This is a genomic window from Halorussus salinisoli (assembly GCA_005239435.1).
Classification (GTDB): Archaea; Halobacteriota; Halobacteria; order Halobacteriales; family Haladaptataceae; genus Halorussus; species Halorussus salinisoli.
Genome location: SZNP01000007.1, coordinates 1 through 18,938, shown reverse-complemented (window position 1 = coordinate 18,938; position 18,938 = coordinate 1). Strand labels below are relative to the sequence as shown.

16 protein-coding genes are annotated in these 18,938 nt (G+C 65.7%); 9 read left to right on the top strand and 7 right to left on the bottom strand.

From position 1 onward, the window contains the following. Positions 1 to 64 precede the first annotated feature (64 nt). Positions 65 to 856 carry a DUF4397 domain-containing protein gene (locus E2484_RS18750; protein ID WP_170977417.1) on the top strand — a complete coding sequence of 264 codons (792 nt, stop codon included), beginning with the start codon at positions 65 to 67 and terminating at the stop codon, positions 854 to 856. Positions 857 to 899: 43 nt separating this feature from the next. Here the strand turns inward: E2484_RS18750 and E2484_RS18745 are convergent, their stop codons facing one another. Next, a complete protein-coding gene (locus E2484_RS18745; RefSeq protein ID WP_137286726.1) occupies positions 900 to 1,394 on the bottom strand; it encodes an acyl-CoA thioesterase in 495 nt (164 codons plus the stop codon). Between the two features lie 461 nt (positions 1,395 to 1,855). Between E2484_RS18745 and E2484_RS18740 the strand changes: the two genes are divergently transcribed. After that, on the top strand, positions 1,856 to 3,076 hold the full coding sequence (locus E2484_RS18740; RefSeq protein WP_137286725.1) for a DUF1616 domain-containing protein: 1,221 nt from the start codon (positions 1,856 to 1,858) through the stop codon (positions 3,074 to 3,076). On the opposite strand, the gene E2484_RS18735 is transcribed toward E2484_RS18740, so the two are convergent. The 4 genes from E2484_RS18735 to E2484_RS25165 form a co-directional block, all read right to left on the bottom strand. Beyond that, entirely contained in the window at positions 3,037 to 5,040 is a 2,004-nt protein-coding gene (locus E2484_RS18735) for a hypothetical protein (protein WP_137286724.1), read from the bottom strand. The two genes, E2484_RS18740 and E2484_RS18735, sit on opposite strands and share 40 nt — an antisense overlap. Positions 5,041 to 5,237: 197 nt before the next feature. Beyond that, positions 5,238 to 6,800, bottom strand: a complete 1,563-nt coding sequence (locus E2484_RS18730) for an oligosaccharide flippase family protein (protein WP_137286723.1) — start codon at positions 6,798 to 6,800, stop codon at positions 5,238 to 5,240. Between the two features lie 4 nt (positions 6,801 to 6,804). Next, positions 6,805 to 8,007, bottom strand: a complete 1,203-nt coding sequence (locus E2484_RS25170) for a glycosyltransferase family 2 protein (protein ID WP_170977416.1) — start codon at positions 8,005 to 8,007, stop codon at positions 6,805 to 6,807. Next, positions 8,004 to 9,368, bottom strand: a complete 1,365-nt coding sequence (locus E2484_RS25165; RefSeq protein ID WP_170977415.1) for a hypothetical protein — start codon at positions 9,366 to 9,368, stop codon at positions 8,004 to 8,006. The genes E2484_RS25170 and E2484_RS25165 overlap by 4 nt, the downstream gene beginning before the upstream one ends. Positions 9,369 to 9,554: 186 nt before the next feature. On the opposite strand from E2484_RS25165, the gene E2484_RS18720 reads away from it, so the two are divergent. Both E2484_RS18720 and E2484_RS18715 read left to right on the top strand, forming a co-directional pair. After that, positions 9,555 to 10,856 carry a TraB/GumN family protein gene (locus tag E2484_RS18720; protein ID WP_137286721.1) on the top strand — a complete coding sequence of 434 codons (1,302 nt, stop codon included), beginning with the start codon at positions 9,555 to 9,557 and terminating at the stop codon, positions 10,854 to 10,856. After that, positions 10,853 to 11,470 carry a metalloprotease gene (locus E2484_RS18715; protein WP_137286720.1) on the top strand — a complete coding sequence of 206 codons (618 nt, stop codon included), beginning with the start codon at positions 10,853 to 10,855 and terminating at the stop codon, positions 11,468 to 11,470. Before E2484_RS18720 ends, E2484_RS18715 begins: the two co-directional genes overlap by 4 nt. Positions 11,471 to 11,698: 228 nt before the next feature. On the opposite strand, the gene E2484_RS18710 is transcribed toward E2484_RS18715, so the two are convergent. Continuing rightward, positions 11,699 to 11,929 (bottom strand): PRC-barrel domain containing protein, encoded by a 231-nt coding sequence (locus E2484_RS18710; protein ID WP_137286719.1) that lies wholly within the window; start codon positions 11,927 to 11,929, stop codon positions 11,699 to 11,701. A 122-nt stretch (positions 11,930 to 12,051) separates the two neighbouring features. Between E2484_RS18710 and E2484_RS18705 the strand changes: the two genes are divergently transcribed. After that, on the top strand, positions 12,052 to 12,795 hold the full coding sequence (locus E2484_RS18705) for a proteasome assembly chaperone family protein (RefSeq protein ID WP_137286718.1): 744 nt from the start codon (positions 12,052 to 12,054) through the stop codon (positions 12,793 to 12,795). A 524-nt stretch (positions 12,796 to 13,319) separates the two neighbouring features. Continuing rightward, a complete protein-coding gene (trmB, locus tag E2484_RS18700) occupies positions 13,320 to 14,375 on the top strand; it encodes an HTH-type sugar sensing transcriptional regulator TrmB (RefSeq protein ID WP_137286717.1) in 1,056 nt (351 codons plus the stop codon). Positions 14,376 to 14,416: 41 nt separating this feature from the next. On the opposite strand, the gene E2484_RS18695 is transcribed toward trmB, so the two are convergent. Then, a complete protein-coding gene (locus E2484_RS18695; protein ID WP_137286716.1) occupies positions 14,417 to 15,268 on the bottom strand; it encodes a hypothetical protein in 852 nt (283 codons plus the stop codon). A 224-nt stretch (positions 15,269 to 15,492) separates the two neighbouring features. Here E2484_RS18695 and E2484_RS18690 point away from each other — a divergent pair, with 224 nt between their 5' ends. The 3 genes from E2484_RS18690 to E2484_RS18680 form a co-directional block, all read left to right on the top strand. After that, positions 15,493 to 16,941, top strand: a complete 1,449-nt coding sequence (locus tag E2484_RS18690) for an extracellular solute-binding protein (RefSeq protein ID WP_137286715.1) — start codon at positions 15,493 to 15,495, stop codon at positions 16,939 to 16,941. 57 nt (positions 16,942 to 16,998) lie between these two features. Next, a complete protein-coding gene (locus E2484_RS18685) occupies positions 16,999 to 17,976 on the top strand; it encodes an aldo/keto reductase (protein ID WP_394347933.1) in 978 nt (325 codons plus the stop codon). 259 nt (positions 17,977 to 18,235) lie between these two features. Then, the coding region (locus E2484_RS18680) for a twin-arginine translocation signal domain-containing protein (RefSeq protein WP_137286713.1) at positions 18,236 to 18,938 on the top strand (703 nt) is incomplete at its 3' end.

Genomic DNA, 18,938 nt, shown 5'->3' with positions numbered 1-18,938 from the left:
ATCGGTTACCCACATGGAGGGTCGAACCGATTTATATCTTGTTGAAGCACAAACTAGTTCGGCAATGACACCAGACGAAAAGCCACTGAAACGACTCGTCGCAGTCGGCCTGGCGATAACTCTTATCGCCAGTCTCGGCGTCGGCGGGTCGTTCGCGGCCGTACAGGACGAAGAAGCACAAGTCAGGGTCGCTCACGTCTCACCCGACGCGCCCGCAGTGGACGTACTCGTGGACGGCGACCCCGTTCTCGAAGGCGTCGAGTTCGGCACCGTCAGCGACTATCTCAACGTCTCCGCGGGTGAGCACAACGTGACGATTCAGACGAGCGAGGACGAGTCCGTGGTGTTCGAGGGCAACGTGACCCTCGACGCCGGAACGCAGACCACCATCGCGGCGCTCGGTGAAGTCGGCGAGGAGACGTTCGAACCCGGCGTCTTCGAGGACGACTTCGAGACGCCCGGCGAAGGGAACGCTTCGGTCAGGCTGATTCACGCCTCGCCCGACGCGCCCGCCGTGGACGTGACCGTCGCCGGAACCGACACGGTGTTGTTCGACAACGTCTCGTTCGCCAACGCGAGCGACTACGTGGAAGTTCCCGCCGACGACTACGAACTCGAAGTCCGGACCGCGACCGAGGACAACGACGGCGAGGTCGTCAGCACGGTCAACGTCTCGCTGGAGAGCGGAACCGCGAACACGGCGTTCGCCGCGGGCTACCTCTCGCCCGAGGAGGCCGCGGGGGACGAACCCTTCCAGCTGATACTCGTGACCGACTCCGAGGGTGAAGCGGTCGAGGAGACGACTCCGATGGAGACCACACCCGCGGAGATGAACGAGACGACGACCGAAGCGTAGCGCGGCGACTTACGTAGCGCGACGACTCGCGTGGCGCGACGACTCACTCGTCGCCGCCGTTCTCGATTTTCTCGGCGACCGCAGTCAACTGCTCGCGGCGCTGTTCGCGTGCCGCATCCCGGAGCGCCCGCTGGTTCTCGGTCGGGCAGTCGAGACTCGGCACTTCGGTCGGCGTCCCGTCGTCGTCCAGCGCGACGAAGGTGAAGAAGGAAGTGGTGGTGTCGCGCTCCTCGCCCTCGCGGGGGTCTTCGGCCCGCACGTCCACCTTCACGTCGATGCTGGTCCGTCCTGTGTCGAAGACGAACGCCTCCACGATGGCGACCTCGCCGAGGTCGATTGGCGAGATGAAATCTACGTGGTCCATCGAGGCGGTCACGCACTGGTGGTTCGAGAATCGCATCGCGGCGATAGCCCCGCAGATGTCCATCCAGTGGAGGACTGCCCCGCCGAGCGCCCGGCCGAGGTTGTTGGTGTCGTTAGGCAGTAGCAACTCGGTCATCTCCGTGTAGGAGTCCATCAGCGTCGCGGTGTCGGACATCGGTCGAACCGTCTCGCTCCCGGGCCATGCCGTTTTCGCCTTTCACGTACGGTCTCCCTCGACCGACTACGGACGGATGAGAAACGAAGACGTTTCTACCAGATATAATTTTCATTCCATTCCGAGCGTATAAATTTCCTTAACAAGCAAAAGTATTGTCGCAGGACGAAACGGGCGTTGCACGGCACCGCCACCGTACGGCACCGCGCCCCCGTACCTCCCCGACCGTTCGCACCTGTCGGCGCTCACGGTCGCGTCCCGTAGTCGGTGTCCCGGGGCGCGTACCGTGGTCTGCGCCGACTCACGAACACGTCGCCCCGCCCAATCCGGCCGGAAACGCCGCCATAACAAAGGGCGACCGAACCGACTTCGACGCTAATGAACCTCCAGCAAACTGTCGCTACGAGTCGCTCGCTCGCCGACACTGCTCGATCGGCGGACACTGCTCGACCGACGAACCGATGAGCGACGGACCCGACTCGCCGGTCCGGGTCGCTCGCCGCGTTCCGCTCGACCTGCTCGCGGCGGTCGCGCTGGCCCTGCTCGCGGCGGTCGTCCTGCTCGAAGTCGAACCGGGAGCGCCGCTGTCGAACCCGCTCGGCGCGTCTCCGGTCGCGATTCTCGCGCGAGTCGTCACCCTCGCGGTCGGTCTGCCGCTCCTGCTCTTTCTGCCGGGGTACGCCGCGGTCGCAGTGGTGTTCCCCGGCCACGAACCCGCGGTCGAGCGCATCGACGACGCGGGCGACCCCGTGGCCCCGCGATTCCAGTTCCGCGAGCGCGCTGGCATCGACGCGGTCGAGCGCGTCACGCTGGCCGTCGGCGTCAGCGCCGCCGTGACGCCAGCCACCGCGCTCGCGCTGAACTTCACGCCGATGGGGTTGTACGCCCGCCCGCTGGTCGTCGCGCTCGCGGGATTCACCGTGCTGACCAGCCTGGTCGCCGCAGTCGCTCGCCTCCGACTCCCGGCCGAGGCCCGCTTCGCGCCGACGCTCCGACCCGAGCCGTCGCCGGTGTCGTCGGACGCCGGAGAGACGGCGACGAACGCCGGAGAGACCGACGAGGACGGACTCGGGGCCGCCAACGTCGTCCTCGCGGTCGGCGTGCTGGTCGCGGTCGCGGGCATCGGCTTCGCGGTCGCGGTGCCGAAACCCGGCCAGCAGTTCACCGAACTCTACCTCCTCAGCGAGAACGAGAACGGAACCCTCGTCGCCGACGACTTCCCGGCGTTCGCGCCGGGCGAGCAGACGCCACTGGTCGTCGGCGTCGAGAACCACGAGGGCCGGGCCGTGAACTACTCGCTGGTAGTTGAACTCCAGCGCGTCGAGACGACCGACGACCGCACCAGCGTTCGCGCCGAGGAACGTCTCCACCGGACCGCGGTATCGGTCGCCGCGGGCGAAACCGAGCGCGTCCGACTCGACCTCGCGCCGCCGACAGTCGGCCCCGACGTCCGCCTTCGCGTGATGCTGTTCGAGGGGCCGGTCCCGGCCGACCCGACCGCCGAGTCGGCCTACCGCTACGTGGACCTCTGGCTGAACGACGGCGGGAACCAGGCGACCACGACGTCCGCAACTGCCCCGGAAACTCAGGGTCGGTCGTCGAACCGATCAGACCGCCAGCGACTGCCCCAGAACCGTCGGGTCTATTCCGCCAAACACATCCGAACGTCGCCGTTCGAGTAGACGTTGCTCGCCCGGGCACCGCAGACCTCTCGCTCGGAGAGATGTCGAATCGGCGCGAACCCGTCCGGTCCCTCGAAGCGCGCGCCGCCGTCGGACTGATAGCGCCGGTAGACCCGCACGTCGGTCCCGGCTATCGGTCTCCCGCCCGCGGTCAGTTCGAGTGTCGCCGACGGGTGAGCCTCGGTGCGTCTGAACACCGCCTTGTACGGGTGGTCGGTGTAGAGTCGCTCGGCCGAGTTCGGCCGAACGTCGCCGATGGTCCGAACCGCCGCGAGTTCGCTCTCGGTGTAAGCGTACCGGGTGCGCTCGCTCGACACGACCGGGTTGTCGCGGGTGCCGCTGACCGAGAAGACCATCACCGCCGAGAACGTCGCCGCGAACATCACCACGAGCGCCACCGCCACCTCGCGCGGGAGCGTCCGAGAGAGGTGGTAGAGACCGATCGCACCGACGACCACCATCAGGACGTGGAGGAACGCGAACCACCGACTCGGCAGGAAGGTCCGGATACCGAACAGCGGTAGGACGAAGGCGAACGCCAGCATGATGGCGATAGCGCCGACGAAGGTGTAGGCGCGCTGGCGGGCCTGACTCCGGCCGAGTGCGACGAGGCTTCCGAGGACGGTCACGAACAGCAACAGCAGGATTCCCCCGGCGTCGAGATACGTCGCTATATCGGCCAACAGGCTGGGTTCCGCGCCTGCGTCGCCGGTGCTGGCCCCGGCCGACCCCGCGAGATTGAGGAATCCGGCGGAGTCCGCCAGCGTGAGAACCAGCCAGTCCAGAACGGTCCGGAGGAACGAGTCGTCGCCGTAGGGCGTTATCGACCACATAATCACCAGCAGGCCGAGGTCGAACGCCAGCACGCCGAGCAAGTTGACCTGCGAGGCCCCGACACCGGCCCCGGCGGCGTCCGAGTTTCCGACCTCGTTCGCACCCTCGCCGCCTCCGGGAGGCGCGAGCGGGCCGAGACTCCACCGGCCCGAAAACCTGACCAGCAGTTGGGCGAAGACGCCCGCTCCGACCAGCACCAGCATGATGAACGACGACACCTGATGGGTGAGGACGATGGCGACGCTGAACACCACGACCAGCGCGACGTTGCGCCGCGGCGACTCGGTGTAGAACAGTCGGGCCAGCGCGTAGACGATGGCTCCGAAGAAGAACAGCCCCAGACTCGTGGGAATGACGTGGATGCTCCACCGGACGGCCTGGTCCGAGACCGCGAACATCGCCGTCCCGAACAGCGCCCACCGAACCGGGACGAAAAAGCGGGCAGTGACGTAGACGAAAAGCACCGAGAGCGCCATCAACACTCCGAGCGAGAGGAAGAGACCCCGCCGGAGCGACACCCCGAGCACCTCCGCCGCGGTCACGACCAGCAGGTGGTAGAGCGGCGCGGTGAAGTACTTCGTGTCGCCGATGGCCGCGAGCGAGTGGTCGGCCAGAATCGCGTCGGCGAACTCGTAGAGGTGCGACCAACTGTCGATGCCGACCAGTCCCGGCGTCAGGTAGAGCGCGGTGAACCGGACCACGAACGCGAGACCCAGAATCTGGACCAACAGCACGCGCACGTCCAACTGCTCCTCCGCGACGAAGGCGATCTGAATCAGAATCCCGGCCGCGACGACCGCCGCCAGCGCGAGGAAGCCGACGGTTCGGCGCCCGGAAACCGCGGCGAGGGCGGCCATCACGCCGATTCCGGCCACGACAACGCCCGGCGCGAACCGGGCGAATCCGCCGGAGAGTTCGGGCAGGTCGGTCTCGCGCACGTCCTCGCGGACCGTGAGCAGGTAGAGCAAGCAGGCCGACCCGACTACTATCGGAATCGTCTCGACGTATATCTGGGAGGCCAGAAACCGCATCGGGAACAGGACGACCGCGACGAGTAGCCCCGCCACTGCTCCGAGAACGTCGAGACGCCGGTCGGCGACGTAACTGCCTAATCGACTGCTACCGCTCATGTCTCACCTGCCGTCTCGACACGTCTCGTACTTCCTCCGGATGCCGACCGCTCGACAGCGACGGACCGGTTCATCGGTCGTGGGACGCTACAGCCACCGAGCGTTTTGTTATCCACACGTTACCCCCGGTCGATCGGCCCGGCGAGCAGTCCAACGAGGCGTTTCTTCGTCACCACGTCGTCGCTTGCATCTCCTCGTCACTCGCCACTCCCCTCGTCGGTTTCGACGCCGAGCACCGCGAGCGCGCCCGCGAACACCCCCGCGAGCGACCCGGCGAACGCGCGAACCTGCTCGGGAACCGGAAGCGCCGCCGCGATCTCTCCCATCTCGTCCCTCCCGACGGCACCCGTGAGCAGGGCCGCCGAGAGGTACGCCGCGAACCCGACGACCGGGACTACCGCGAGCGCGACCGGGTCGCGTTCCAGCACCGCGGCGGTCCCGAAAATTGCCACTGCCCCGAACCCGGCGGTCGCGGCCACCCGCCCGGCCCGGAGGTCGGCGAGCGGGTCGTAGCCGAGTCGTCGGGCGCTGGCGACGTGAAACAGGAGCATCGAACCGTAGCCGACCCCGGTCGCGATTGCGGCCCCGACCATCCCGTATCGAGGGATGAGCGCGACGTTGAGAGCCGCGTTCAGGAGCGCGGCCCCGCCCGTCGCGGCGACCAGCGGCCGGAGGTCGCCGTTCGCCCGCGAGATGGAGAAGACGGGTCTGACGACCGCGAACGCGAGCGCGCCCGGCAGGAGGAGACGGAGCGGCGCGACTGCGGGTGCGTACTCCGCGCCGAAGTAGAGCGGGACGAACCGGTCGGCGAGCGCGGCGACCCCGAGCGCGAGCAGGACCGTCAGAAGGAGAGCGTAGCGGGTGATTTTGGCGGCCAGCGACTCGATGCGGGCGAGTCGGCGGTCGGCCCAGAGGTCAGAAGTCGAGTGCAGGAGCAGGGTCTGAAGCGAGAGCGGGACGAACCAGAGGTACTCCGCGACGGCGAGCGCGGCCTTGTAGTAGCCAGTCACCGAGTCGCCAGCGAGCGTCCGGAGCATGAGTACGTCGACGTGATACAGCGACATCATCAGGAGCGCGAGGACGACGTTCAGCGCGTTGAACGACAGGAGCTCCGACCGGGGGAACTCCGGGGGAAGTCGCGAGACGACCCGCGAAACCGACACCCGGCCGAGTATCAGCGCGCCGCCCACCAGCGCCGTGGTCCCGCTCGAAACCACGTTGGCCGCGAGCAGACCCGCGACGCCCCACCCGAGCGAGAGGAGACCGAGCGCCGCGACGACCCACACCACCTTGCTCGCCACCTGGAGGGGTTCGGAGTAGCGTTCCAGCCCCATGCCCATCAGCGTCCGGCGAGTGAACGACCGGAACTGGACCGTCAGTACCAGCAGGGCGAGCAGGCCGAAGTAGCGCCGGAACTCCGGGCCGAGCCACTGTTCGACCGGGCCGAAGACCGCGACTCCGGCGACGCCGACGCCACCGATCATCGCGAGCGCCACCCCGAGTTTGAGGTAGAAGCCGACCACCCGGTCGCGCCACTCGTCGTCGCGGTCCTCGCCGACGAACTTCTGGACGCCCTCGGTCACGCCCGAACTCACGAATATCATCAGGAGGTTGAACGCGGACATCAGGAAGGCGTAGTCGCCGTACCCGGCCGGTCCCAGAATCCGGACGACGACGGGGAGCGAGAGGATTGCGACCACCGAGGTCAGGACCCGCGCGCTGAAGATAGAGAGGAAGGCGCTGAAGAGATTCCGACCCATCGAATCACCTGGTTCGGGACCCCCGTCTGAACGCTCGTCCGCGCGCTCGCCGGGACTGCAACCCGGGACCGCGCTTGACGCACTCGATTCGGTCGAGCGGGTACTGGTCCCGGCCGGGCGGCGCGCGCCAGTCGTGGGTCGCCACGGCGACAAAGAGCAAGAACCAGAACGTGAGTAGTTCGTACGTGCGCACGAGACCTTGCGTCCAGGCCATCGCGGCGACTCCGACGACCGAAATCGCCAACCAGACCGCGAAGGCGGGCGGCGCGGCCAGCGTCGCCAGTCCGACGAGGAGCCAGCAGTTAGCGGCGACCGAGTGCCGGAGCGTTTCGAGGTGTTTGACGAGCAGGCGCGGCGACGACGCCGACCGAAAGAGGGCGTCGGCGACTCCGTGGAAGAACCCCCGCCGCCACCGCCGAACCGGTTCGAGGTGCGTCGCGGAGTCACGGGCGTGGTCGCCGACGACGGTCGGTAACTGGACGAGTCGGTAGCCCTCGCGGGTCAACTCGAAGCCGAGGTGGAGGTCCTCCAGCGACCGGAGGAAGGGGTCGAAGCCGCCCACCGAAGCCAGCGCGTCGGCGTCGTAGAGGGCGACTCCGTGGAGCCAATCGACCTCTTCGGTCGTCTGGGTGGTCCCGGTCGTTTCGGTCGCTTCGGTCGCGTCTCCGTCCGCCGTTTCGCTGGCGTCGTTGGCCGTCGCCTCGCCCTCGTCGAGATGGCCGCCGACGCCCGCGAGATTCGGGGCGGTCGCGAGCCTCCGAGACGCGGCTTCGAGCCAGCCGTCTGCCAGTACCACGTCGCTGTCCACGAACAGCACCTGTTCGCCCGCCGCGAACGCCGCGCCGACGTACCGGCCCGCCGCTGGCGCCGAGAGGTCGTCGTCGGGAATCCGCAGGACGGACGCCGGGTGGTCGCTCGCCCGCTCGACCGTCCGATCGGTCGAGTTCGAGTCCACGACGACCACCTCGCTGTCGAACGCCTCTGTCGCCGTCCGGACTGCGTCCAGACATCGGTCGATGCGGTCCGCCTCGTTTCGAGCGATGACGACGACCGAGAGCGGCGGGAGTCGCTCCTCTGCCGCCGTTCCGTACTTGCCTCGGAACGAATCTGATTTCTTTTGGATAGAGTCATAACCCTTTCGGGTGTAGTAACGATTGTTTCGGGGAGAATTTTGACTGTCTCGTCCGGACGAGTGTTGGGTCGTCACGCTCCCACCACGTTCACGTCGCGTCTGTTCACGGACGACCGACTGTTCAGTATCGGCGTTCCCGTCACGTCGATGGTCGTGCGAGCGAGGAGACACCGATCCGACCGGGCGAACCGGACGCCCGCTCGGTTGTCGCCCGACTGGACGACCCGGCAGTTCCGGAGTTGGGTTCGGTCCCGTCCCGTCACGTCCACGGTTCGACCGCCTCCCGCAGTGCCTCGAATCGAGACGTTCTCGAACACCGGCCCGGTCTCGGCGGGGGCCTTCCCGGAGGGTCGCGGCGCGTACACCGCGGGAACCTCGTCGCGGTCCAGTTCGACGTTGCTGTCCCGAATCGAGACCCGGCCCGCGTCGGGGTTGAACACGACTGCGCCGAGACTGTCGCCCGCGTCCTCGCCGAGGACGATTCGGCAGTTCTCGACCCGGTGGTCGCCCCCGTTTCGAAAGAGGAGACCTCTGGCGTTGAGTTCGTTGTACGGCGGCACCTCGTCCACGACGATGGTCACGCCGCGGGCGACTGCACCGCGACCACCGAGGCGGACGTTGGCGATGTTGTTGTTCCGGTAGAGACCGCCCAGAACCCGGACGACGCCGCCGAAACCCCGAAGGCTCCCGTCGCCGCCGGGCGCGGAGGCGTAGAGTCCGTTGTTCGGGAAGTTCTGGAAGAAGCAGTTCCGGAATGTGAGTTCGCCCGCGTGGCGGCGGTCCACGAACGCGCCGATGGACTTGCCACCCTTCGGGCCGCCGCCGGGGGCCGAGACGTTCTCGACCAGTCCGGTCGCGTCCTCGGATTCGACCGCGAGGTGGAACCCACTGGCGTCGGCGGGGTACCGCCCGCGGACCCCGACGTTTCGGACCGCGAGGTTCCCACTCGTCGTGACGTGGAGTTTGCCGCCGTACCCCTGCCGGCGGAAGTCGAGCGCGAACCCGTCGAGGACGAACGCCTCGGCGTCGATAACCTGGAGCAAAGCGGGTCCGAGTTCGTCGGTCGGGCCGTCCGGAACCAGCGTCGGAGTCGCCCCGTCGGCGGCGACCATGCCGAACCGACCGGCATCTTCGAGCGATAGACTCCCGAGTCGGTAGCGACCCTCGGGGAAGACGAGGAGTTCGTCCCGGTCGGACCTCGCGTGGTCGCTCAAGAGGTCGTCTATCGGCGTCTCGCCGCCGGAGTCTGCGCCCGCGTCTCGCGCGTTGACCTCGCGGTCGAAGTCCGCGCGGGAGACCGGGCCCTCGTCCGAGACGTAGGTGTCTTCGGAGGGACGAACGTCGTCGGAGCTCGACTCGTCGCGCGTGGCCGGACAGCCAGCGAGCGCGAGCGCCGCACCCGCGGACGCGCCCCCGAGGAATCGTCGGCGGTTCATGAAGCGGTGTTCGTGTGGTCGTGGAACGCGCGGGCCATTGTTATTGCGCGATTTCCTCGGTGTAACGCCTCGTTCCCGGGGCAGGCGGCCGCGCCGGTCGACGCGGAAAACGGGCGGAAATCTCGGCAGGCTGGTAATTCTCTCGGCACCGACAACGGTAAAAAGGGATAGCGTGTAAGGCGAACGATGAGCGATTCAGCCGAGTTGGACTCCGGGGACGGCGAGGGGAGTGTCCACGTCGTCGGGACCGCCCACGTCTCCGCGGACAGCGTCGAGGAGGTCCGCGAGACCATCGACGAGGAGCGCCCCGACGTGGTCGCGGTCGAACTCGACGAGGGCCGGTATCGCCAGATGCAGGGCGAGGTGGCCCAAGACCTCGAACCCTCGGACCTTCTCGAAGGGAACACCGTCTTCCAGTTCATCGCCTACTGGATGCTGTCGTACGTGCAGACGCGGATGGGCGACCGCTTCGACATCGAGCCCGGGGCCGACATGCAAGCCGCTATCGACGCCGCCGAGAGCGTCGGTAGCGAGGTAGCGCTGGTCGACCGGGACATCCAGACGACTATCCAGCGGTTCTGGGCCCGGATGACCTTCTTCGAGAAGCTTCGGATGGTCTGGGAACTCTGCCTGGCGATGGTCGGCGTCGGCGGTTCCGCGGAGGAAGAGGAGTTCGACATCGAGGAACTGACAGACGGCGACGTCGTGACCGCGATGATGGAGGAGTTCCGCCAGTTCTCGCCCGGCGGAGCGGAAGCCCTCATCGACGAGCGCGACGCCTTCATCGCCCACCGACTCGTGGCGCTCCGAAGGGCGGGCCACCACGTCGTCGCAGTCGTCGGCGCGGGCCACCGAGCGGGCATCGAGGAGTATCTCGAACACCCCGAGCGCCTGCCGCCGATGGAGGACCTCGTGGGAACCGAGTCGGGGAGTCGGTTCTCGCTGTTCAAGATTTTCGGCTACGTGATGGCGCTCGGCTTCCTGTCGTTTTTCTTCCTGCTGTTCATGGCCGGGGTGCAGAACACGTTCCTCCTGAAAGTTTTCGCGGCGTGGTTCCTGTTCAACGGCGTCTTCGCGTTCGGACTGGCGAAGTTGGCGGGCGCGCGCTGGACCTCCGCGGGCGTCGGCGGCGCGGTGGCGTGGCTCACCAGCGTCAACCCGCTGCTCGCGCCGGGGTGGTTCGCGGGCTACGTCGAACTCAAGTACACCTCGGTCAACGTGGGTGACATCGCCGAACTCAACGAGATTCTGAGCGACGAGGAGAGTCCGATTCGGGACCTCCTCGGCCGGATGCTCGACGTTCCGCTCTTCCGACTCATCGCCATCGTGGCGATGACCAACGTCGGGAGCATGATAGCTAGCTTCGCGTTCCCGTTCGTGGTCCTGCCACTGCTCGGGTCTCAAATCGGCGGCGTCGGTCAGATCTCCGACCTGATGGTGCAGGGCGCACAGAACAGCGCGGACCTCATCGTTCGGTCGCTGACATGAGAGTGGGGAACATTCGGTTCGGCACCCGTGAGCTACTCGACATCGCTATCGCGTGGGCGGCCCTGAGCGTCGCCTTCGCGCTGTTCTTCGGCGGCGGTGGGCGGGCCATCATGTACCAGCCAGACGTCCTGCTCGGCCTCCTCCCGGCGAGTCTCGTCACCGCGGGACTGGGCTTCCTGCTCCACGAGATGGCTCACAAGGTGACGGCCATCAAGTTCGGACAGGTCGCGGAGTTCCGGGCCGACTACGGGATGCTGTTCCTCGCCGTCGCGGGCGCGCTCGCCGGCTTCCTGTTCGCCGCGCCGGGTGCCGTCTACCACCGCGGGCAGGCCACGCTCCGGGAACACGGTCTCATCGCGGTGGCCGGGCCGCTGACCAACGTGGCGCTCGGACTGCTGTTCTTCCCGCTGGAGTTGCTCCTCGGCGGCATGCTCGGCGACGTGGCCGGTCTCGGCGTCCGCATCAACTTCCTGCTCGCGGGCTTCAACATGATTCCGTTTGGCCCGCTCGACGGCAACACGGTGAAGAAGTGGAGTTTCGCGGCGTTCCTCGGCTTCGGCCTCCCCTGCTTCGCGCTCGCGGCGTGGGCGCTGTTCGGTTTCTCGTTCATCTGAGGGTTTCGATTCTTTCGACGCTCTGCAATCCGTTCAGAGTCGGAACTGTTGACCGGCCAAGCCACGTGGGTCTGCCGACGGACGAAACCACGCCGGGTTGAAAGGGGCCGCGAGCGCGCGGGGGCTTTGCTACCCCGCTTCCTCCTCGGTTGCTTCGTCGTTGCGATCAGTGGGTAACGAGTGGATAGAAAGTATCGACTGACTTTGCTCGATTTCTCCGGTCTCGTCTCACTCCGCCAGCAGGATTTCGTCGGCCGTCACCGATCCGACGTGCGTCTCCTGGAACGTGTAATCGCCCTGGTCGCCCCAGTCGAGTCGCTCCTTGACCGCCTCGGACACCGACGACCCGGGGTCGACGTGTGCGACGCCCGCGTCTACTTTCTCGACCGTGCCGATTTCCTCGTCGTTCGGGCCGACGACTCGCTTGCCCTCGTCGTCTTCGGTGAGTGGCTGGGTCACGGCTCTACTCGCAACACGGCGAGCCAAGAGTACTGTGGGCGAAGGTTGATACGACATCCTCGACGCGATAGCCGCCCGAGTGCCAGCAAAGACCTAAGGACCGCTTCGTCGTAGCCTGTCGCATGAGTGGGGAACCGCGTTCAGCAGGTGCTTCGTTCGAGATCAACGCCGAGAACCCGCAGGAAACGGTCATCGCAGGATTTTCACAGTTCGGACTCGCTGGTCTGACCGCGGTGGACTACCTCGTGGACCACCTCGAATTCGAGCAGGTCGGCCACATCACCGCCGACCAGCTTCCGGCGATTACGCCGTTCGAGAACGGCCAGCCTCGCCACCACACTCGCGTCTTCTCGCACGAGGAGGCCGGACTGTCGGTTCTCGTCGGCGAACTGTTCGTCCCGGCGTGGGCCGCCAAACCGTTCAGCGAGGCCGTACTGGAGTGGACCGAGACCGGCGGCATCGACGAAGTGTCGGTCCTCCACGGGGTCACGATTCCCCACGCGCCCGACGAGCATCAGGTGTTCTACGTCGCCACCGACGACTACCGAGACCACCGACTCGCCGACGCCGGGATTACGGCGATGGGTCGCGGATTCCTCGACGGAATGAACGCCGAGGTGATGGCTCGCGGAATGGAGTCGGACCTCCGGACCGGGGTGTTCGTCACGCCGGTTCACGCCCAGGCCCCCGACGTGGAAGCCGCGATTCGACTCCTCGACGCGGTACAGCGCGTCTACGACCTCGATATCGACACCGGACCGCTGGAGGAGTTCGCTGGCGAAGTCCGGGGCTACTACGAGGACCTCGCCGAACGCCTCTCGGAGCGCGCCGAGACCGACGGGCCGGAAGGACGGATGTACATGTAGGACGACCTTTTACTGCGCTCCGGGCCGCCTTCGGCGGCCCTCCGCTGGTAAAAGCTCGACAGAAACACGGCGTCACCCCCTCACTCGGTCCTCACTTCGTTCGGACCTCGTTCGAGGGTTCCTTGGTCCGCTCGCTCACTCGCCTCGGTCGTTCGCTCGCGGTAGAACTGCTGGTACTCACCGCAGTCGTTGCTCGTGTGTTCGCTCGTCTCTTCCTTCCTCGCCTGCCGCCGTGTGCTTCGACTTGCGTCCGACCGCGGGCCTCCGGCGCTCCGAGGGTTTGTAAACGAAGCCGGAACGATCCCGGAGCGTGCCGACCGGAAGTTGGCCCGTCCGAGAGAGAACGATTTTCGTACGCCTTAGATACTTTTTTATATCTTTAGGTTATGAATTTATTTCTCTGAGCCGTCGCTTCGCGTCTCACTCTCTCCTCGAAGATACGCAGAGGATGAAACGTGTTTCCGAAACGGAGTGCTACTCGAAACCGGATAAATCATTTACCCCTCCCGTGTGTGTCCACGTATATGACCTCCGACGACCTACACGCGACGATAGAGCAGGTTGGAGACCGGTTCGACCTCGGGGAGTACGAGATAGACGCCTACCTCACCGTCCTCGAACACGGCGACCTGACCGCGAGCCAAATCGCCGACCGGACAGACATCCCGCAACCGCGAGTCTACGACACGGTTCGGAGCCTCAGCGACCGCGGTCTCGTGGAGTTGCGAGAGTCGCGGCCGATGAAAGTCATCGCGGTAGACCCCGAAGAAGCGTTCTCCGGCGTCCAGTCGTCGCTGATGGAGATGGTCTCGGAACTGGAGGCCAGATACACCGCTCCCGCCCGCGACACCGAAGCCGTCTCGCTGGTCAAGTCCCGTTCTACCATCCTCCGGTACCTCGAAGACGTCATCGCTGCGGCCGAGTTCGAAATCGCGCTCTCGCTGACGCCCGACCTGTTGAAGCGATTCGCGGACGACCTCAGCGACGCCATCGACGCTGGCGTCAGCGTCGAACTGCTGGTCACGCCCGCTTCGGAAGCGCCCGAACCCGAGGAGTTCGACTACCTCGACGTGGCGACCACGGCCCGCGCTCGGCGGGGCATCACGACGCCCGTCATCGCGGTCGCAGACGGCGAGTACTCCATCTACGCCACTCAGGACGCCCTGCGCGACGACGAGGACCGCTACGGCGTCATCTTCAACCGGTCGGCGCTGGGTTTCCTCGTCTCCGGTTTCTTCGGTACCGTCCTCTGGACCACCGCCGAGCGCACCCTCGCGACCGACGGCGAGGACCGCCCGTTCCCCCGCCGCTACGCCTCTATCCGGCGGTGCGTGAAGGAGTTGCAGGAACTCGACGGCGACTTCTACGCCACCATCGAGGGTCGAGACATCGAAACCGGCGAGTCTCGCGTCGTGGAAGGCGAAGTCGTCGGCTTCTCGTTCGAGGGCGGCGAACGCGTCGCCGGGATGAAGATTCGGACCGACGACGGCGAGGTCACGGTCGGCGGACAGGTCGCCGCCCTCGAAGACGTCGAAGCCCACGAAATCCGAATCGGTCGGAACAGTCCGCCCGCGCGCTGACTACCCTCGTCGGGCACTCTATTTCAACGTTGCCGGGCGCTCTACTGAAACGTGTGGAGGCGCGCATCACAGTCGCCACAGGCCAGCACCTCGTCCGGCGCGTCGGGTCGCGTCCCGCCCGGACCGCCACAGCAGTCCATCGCGGTCGTCTCCTCGACCGACCCGTCGCAGACCGGACAGCGTTCGAGGAAGGTCCGGAGCGGCCCGGCCGCCTGCGCCCGACGACTCGCTGGCAGGTCGGTGCGGTCGGCCAGCGTCCGCACGGCGGCGGTCTCGGCGACGGCGACGGGTCGAGTCAGCCAGTTTTCGGTAGCGGGGTCGTCGCTCCCGTCGGAGACTACGAACCAGCGGTCGTCCCGTTCGATCCATCCGTTCTCGCTCGGGTTCACGACGTCCACGACCCGACCCTCGGGCGCGGCCGCCCGGAGCGCGGCCGCGAGACCGTCGTCGTCCCGGTTCCGGAGGTTCCGCATCTCCGCGCGCCACGCCTCTCGAAAGTCGTCTTCGAGGTATACCGTCTCGCCGGCGGCGATTACCACGCCGGCGTCGAGAAGCGCGGCGAGAACTGCTTCACCCCCGCCGGAGTCGCCGAGCGACTCCGAGGCGTCGGGTGCGCCAGGCGTTGGACCACCGGATTTTCCGAGGGAGAACTCGCCCGGCAGAGCGGAGACGAGTCGCGGCGCGAACCGCGGCGTGTAGGGGACCAGATACCCACGGAACGCGATGGCCGCCGCGCCGACGACCCCGAGCGCGGCCGCGAGCGACCGCGAGCGTCGGCGCGCGACGCCGACGCACGCGAACAGCAGTATCGCGGCGTTGACGGCTGTACAGGGCCAGCATCGGCGTTCACCCGTGTGTTCGTCGTTCCGGAGCGATTCGTAGCGGGAGCGCATCGTTTACGAATACGAGGGTCGTGCCTTCAGGGTTCCGGCGGTACTGACGCCTCACCGAGAATTGATGCCGGAACGAGCCCCGGACCTGGCGGACGGACGGTACTTCGAATCGAATAGTAACTGTCGGACACCGTACTTGATAGCCCAATTACCCGAAGGAGGACACCGGTGAGTTACTCAATAACAAAGCGATTAAGGGCCGTTACTACTGGCGGTGGTTCGAGATGACAGAAAGCTCAGAACGTGCGGCAAGCAGCGGCGTCTCCCGTCGTGACTTCCTGCAGGCGACCGGTGGGACGGGTATCGCGGTCGGGGTGGCGAGCGGGCCGGTCGGAGCGGTGACGAGTCAGGGAGCGACCATACAGTGGGTTGCTAATCAAGAAGCCAAAGGCGCCGAGGACGCGATAGTACAGGCCCTTCGGGACGCAGGCCTCTCGAACGACATCGAAATCAACCTCGTGGCGGGGTCGAACATCTCCGACGACATACAGGCGCAGTTCCAGCAGTGGCTGTCGGCCGGGCGACAGAAGCCCGACATAATGCGGATGGACAACGGGTGGACGATTCCGTTCCTCGTCCGGGACCAGTTGCTCAACCTGAGCGAAAATCTCCCACAGGACGTCCTCGACACCGTCAACAACGAGTACTTCGAGGCAGCCGTCTCGACTGCGACGAGTCAGGAGGGCGATCTCTACGGGGTTCCCCTGTTCGTGGACTTTCCGACGATACAGTATCGGAAGGACCTCGTGGAGGACGCGGGTTTCGACCCCGAGGGAGAGAACTGGGCGACCGAGTCCATCTCGTGGCAGCGGTTCTCGGAAGTCACCAACACGGTGCTGAACGAAAACGACGACATCGACTTCGGCTTCACGTTTCAGGCGCAAGCCTACGAGGGACTGTCGTGCTGTGACTTCAACGAGTTCATGTCGAGTTGGGGTGGAACCTACTTCGGCGGCCTCGACAACCTGTTCGGGCCGGTGGGCGACCGACCCGTCACCGTGGACGAACAGCAGGTCATCGACTCCATCAGGATGGTCCGGACGTTCATCCACGGTCCGGACGCCCGAGCGACGTCGAGCGATTTCCAGGGGCCGATTACGCCGCAAGCCGTCCTCCAGTGGACCGAAGGCCCTTCGCTCGCGCCGTTCACGAACGGCAACGCCGTGATGCACCGCAACTGGCCGTTCGCCATCCGACAGAACGGGACCGAAGACAACTTCGGCACCGACCTCGGCGCGATGCCTATCCCGTTCGGCGTCACGGCCGACGAAGCCAACTACGAGGGGACTGGCGGCCCGGTCGCGGCGCTCGGCGGGTGGCACAACACCGTCAACCCGAACTCTCAGAACAAGGAGGCGGCGTTCGAGGTGTTACGGGCGTTCACGGCTGACGACGTTCAGATCACCATCTTCGAGGAACTCGGATGGTCTCCACCGAAATCGGCCCTGTTCGAGTCCGACCGGGCGGCCGACGTTCCGGTCATCGGCCGGTATCTCGACACCCTCAAAGTGGCGGGCGAGAACGCGATTCCGCGTCCGGTCACGGCAGTCTGGCCCCAGGAGTCGGCGAAAATCGCCCAGCAAGTCAACCTCGCGTACAGCCAGCAAGGGAACCCGGAGCAGAACATGGCCGACCTCAAGGCTCAAATCGAGCAGATCGAACAGAGCGGTTGATCTGCCCGTATCGTTTTATCGAGGGTCGCCGTAGAGCGGTTCATGTCCGACCCAGAGATGGAGTACACCACGCTCGGCGATACCGGACTCGAAGTCTCCCGGTTCTGCCTCGGTTGTATGAACTTCGGGAGCGACCGCGAGTGGATGATCGGCGACGAGGAGCGGAGCCACGAGATAATCGACCGTGCCATCGACCTCGGCATCAACTTCCTCGACACCGCGAACGTCTACTCTCACGGGGAGAGCGAGCGAATCGTCGGCGACGTCATCGAGGAGTACGACCGCGAAGAGCTAGTGATCGCGACGAAAGTGTACGGGTCGATGGGCGACGGGCCGAACAAGCAGGGTCTCTCGCGCAAGCACATCCTGGACCAGGTGGAGGGTAGCTTGGACCGACTCGGCACTGACTACATCGACCTCTACCAGATTCACCGATGGGACGAGACCACGCCCATTGAAGAGACCCTCCACGCCCTCGACCACCTCGTCGAGACCGGGAAAGTGCGGTACATCGGTGCCTCCACGATGGCGGCGTGGCAGTTCACCCAGGCGCTCTACGAGAGCGACCTCGACGACTACGCCCGGTTCACCTGCATGCAACCCCAGTACAACCTCGTGGACCGCCAAGAGGAGGAGAACGTCCTCCCGGTCTGCGCCGACCAGGGTATCGGCGTCGTCCCGTGGAGTCCGCTCGGCGGCGGGTTCCTGACCGGCAAGTACGACCGCGACTCCGAACCCGAGGAGGGCCGGGCCGCGACCGACGAACACACCTACGAGCGATTCACCGACGAGAACTGGGCGGTACTCGACGCGGTGCGAGAAGTCGCCGACGAGAAGGGCGTCACGCCGGCGCAGGTCAGCCTCGCGTGGCTCCTCCACCAACCGGTCGTGGATTCGCCCATCATCGGTCCGCGGAGCATCGACCACCTCGAAGAGAACGTCGCCGCGCTCGACGTGTCGCTGTCGGACGAGGAACGAGAACGCCTCGAAGCGCCCAAAAACCCGGTTTGGTCACGAAACATAGCTGATTTATAACCTCCGTTTTTCGGAACGACAACAGTTGCAACCGTTTCGTTCTGGGGTATCCGGCGGTTTTATAGGCCCTACTCCGAGGTGATTGCGGTGTCCGCTCTCGCCACGAAAATACTGGACGGCGCGGACGCTCGGAGTTTAGGCGGTACACAACCATACTACCCGATTCGGAAACCACTCCTTACTGCTAAGGGATTTGTAACAACAGATGTAGTTACTATCACTAGGGTATATATGGGAAAACGCCGTGATAAGTAGTGGAATGGTTGATAGTAGTTCGCACGAGTCTGACGATAGTCGCAGGCGAGACGGAGGAGTCTCGCGCCGAAAGTTCGTTCAGGCTGTAGGTGCATCGGGAGCGGCGGCGGGCATCGCGGGCTGTACTGGTAACGACCAGCCCGAAGACAACGGGAGCGACACCGCCAACGACGGCGGCGGAACTGTCGGTGACGTCGACAATCAGGGGCAGGGGACCACGCTTCAGTGGGCGACCGACCCCGACTTTCAGGGAGAGACGTGGAATCAAGAACTCCAGCCGATTTTGTACGAAAACGGACTCTCGAAGGATATCGAAGTCGAAATCCTTGCGGGACCGTCGGTCACCGACAACCGCCGGTCGCAGTACCAGCAGTGGCTGTCGGCGGGTCGCTCCAAGCCCGACATCCTGTACGTCGACAGCGGGTGGACGATTCCGTTCATCGTCCGGGACCAGTTGCTCAACCTGAGTAACGCCGGGAACTTCCCGAAGCAGCGCATGCAGGAACTCGAGAACGAGTACTTCGAGGCGAGCGTCTCCACGGCGAAGGGACCGAACGGCGACCTGTTCGCCATCCCGCTGTTCCCGGACTTCCCGACGATGCAGTACAACAAGCAGTACCTGAAGAACGCCGGGTACGGGCAGTCGGACTTCGACGAGTGGGCTCAGAACTCGATGAAGTGGGAGAAGTTCTCGCAGGTCACCAAGG